2 protein-coding genes and 1 pseudogene are annotated in these 1,670 nt (G+C 39.0%); all 3 read left to right on the plus strand.

What is annotated here, in order from left to right; genetic code table 11:
• Positions 1–344 (plus strand): annotated as a pseudogene (locus tag AC6F75_RS12085) (hypothetical protein); the annotation flags it as partial.
• A gap of 38 nt (positions 345–382) precedes the next feature.
• The gene (locus tag AC6F75_RS12090) at positions 383–889 is read left to right on the plus strand and encodes an OmpH family outer membrane protein (RefSeq protein WP_500715286.1); all 507 of its coding nucleotides are present in this window, start codon (positions 383–385) and stop codon (positions 887–889) included.
• A 66-nt stretch (positions 890–955) separates the two neighbouring features.
• On the plus strand, positions 956–1,670 hold a 715-nt coding region (murI, locus tag AC6F75_RS12095; protein ID WP_500715287.1), incomplete at its 3' end, for a glutamate racemase.

The following is a 1,670-nucleotide window of genomic DNA, read 5'->3' on the forward strand; positions in this document are numbered from 1 at the left end:
TGCAAGACGCCAGACGAGCTGAAATTGAAGCCAGACGACAAGGCAGGCAAGATGATGGAGATGATGACGATGAAGGCGATTCAAAAACAACAGGCGAAGAAGGCAAAAGCATGACTAATGGCACAACTACATTGGCTCCCTCAAGAGAGCAAGTGTTGGCCGAAAGAAAAAGGGTTCAGGATTCAATCAGAGATGCCCGACTTGCTGAACAAGAAGCCAGAAGGCTAAAAATCCAACAAGGAAGGCAACAAAGACAAGATTCAATCTTAAATGCCCGAAGCGGAAACAATAACCCTCCACAATTGCCTGATGATGATGGTGACGGAGATGGATTGAATAGATAATAAACAAAAAACAATTAAAAACAATTAATTACATTACAATGAAAAAAATAAAAACTTTTGCAATTGCCCTATTGTTGGTTTTTGGAGCTTTTAGTTCTGTGGACGCTCAAAAAATGGCCCATATTGACACACAAGCATTGATTGAGGCTATGCCGGAAACCAGAGCTGCTCAAAACGAACTGGAACGCATCAAGAAGACTTATGAAGCGGAATTGATTTCTATGAGCAGAGAGCTTGAGGCAAAATTGGCACGTTATGATGCAGAAGCCGAAAGCAAAACTGAAGCTGAAAACAGAAGAAGGGTTGAAGAAGTGCAGTCTGCCCAACAAAAAATTGGTGAATATCGTCAAAATGCGAGTACGGATTTACAAAAAAAGGAAGCAGATTTATTCACACCGCTTTTTGAAAAAGCTAAAAAAGCCATCGAAAAAGTAGCAAAAGACAAGGGAATCCAGTATGTTATGGATGCAACTCCCGGAAGTGGCTTAATTGTGGCTGACGGCGAAGATTTATTGCCTGCTGTGAAAAGAGAATTAGGAATTTAATCCTCTACAACAAAAATAATTCATAAAACTGCCCGAATATCTTCGGGCAGTTTTTATTTTTATACAATGGCAAACAACCCTATTGGTATATTTGATTCCGGTGTTGGCGGAACTTCCATCTGGAAAGAAATTCACGCATTGCTGCCGTGGGAAAATACCATCTATCTGTCTGACAGTAAAAATGCGCCTTACGGCCACAAAACCAAGGATGAAATTATTGCTCTGAGTATAAAAAACACAGAAAAACTTATCGAACTCAATGCAAAAATTATAGTCGTTGGCTGTAATACGGCTACAACAAATGCTATAGATGTGTTAAGAAACAAATATAAAATTCCCTTTATAGGAATAGAACCGGCCATAAAACCTGCCGCCTTACAAACTAAAACCAAACAAATTGGGATACTTGCCACAAAAGGCACACTACAAAGTTCATTATTTAGTAAAACCTCTGAACTGTATGCACAGAACATTGCTATAACAGAAGTCGTTGGTGAAGGACTTGTGAAGCTTATTGAAAGTGGTGCATTGCATTCACAGGAAATGACAGCATTGTTGACCAAATACCTTAAACCAATGCTGGATGCAAAGATTGATTATCTGGTTTTAGGTTGCAGTCATTACCCTTATTTAATTCCACAAATCAGGGAAATTCTTCCAACAAACGTGGTGATAATAGACTCCGGTGAAGCTGTTGCAAGACAAACCAAGGCTGTATTAAAAGAAAAGGAGTTGCTTCAAATAACTGAGAAAAAAGCCTCTTGTACATTTTTTACTAACG

Source organism: Planktosalinus sp. (assembly GCF_059864935.1).